Annotated in this window: 1 pseudogene; it reads right to left on the reverse strand. The window is 45.3% G+C overall.

Features of this window, described 5'->3' with window-relative positions:
- Positions 1–212: pseudogene (locus CBI42_RS13140) on the reverse strand (hypothetical protein); the annotation flags it as partial.

The raw sequence follows: 212 nt of genomic DNA on the forward strand, positions 1-212 counted from the left end.
ACTGTTCCTTCGAAAAAGCCGGCTAATTCCTGACTTAGGCTATTGGTAGTGTTGGTATCCGTGCCATTTGATGCATCACCGTTGGTATTGCCAGAATTATCACCAGAGTTTCCGTTATTAGAGTTGCCATTATCACCGCTAGGAGTGGTACCACTAGTTGCGTTCGGATTGATACCTCTAGTTAAATAACCGCGCCAAACAATCCCACTTGC

Origin of the sequence: Streptococcus sp. KR (genome assembly GCF_002238115.1) — a bacterium.
Taxonomy (GTDB): Bacteria; Bacillota; Bacilli; order Lactobacillales; family Streptococcaceae; genus Streptococcus.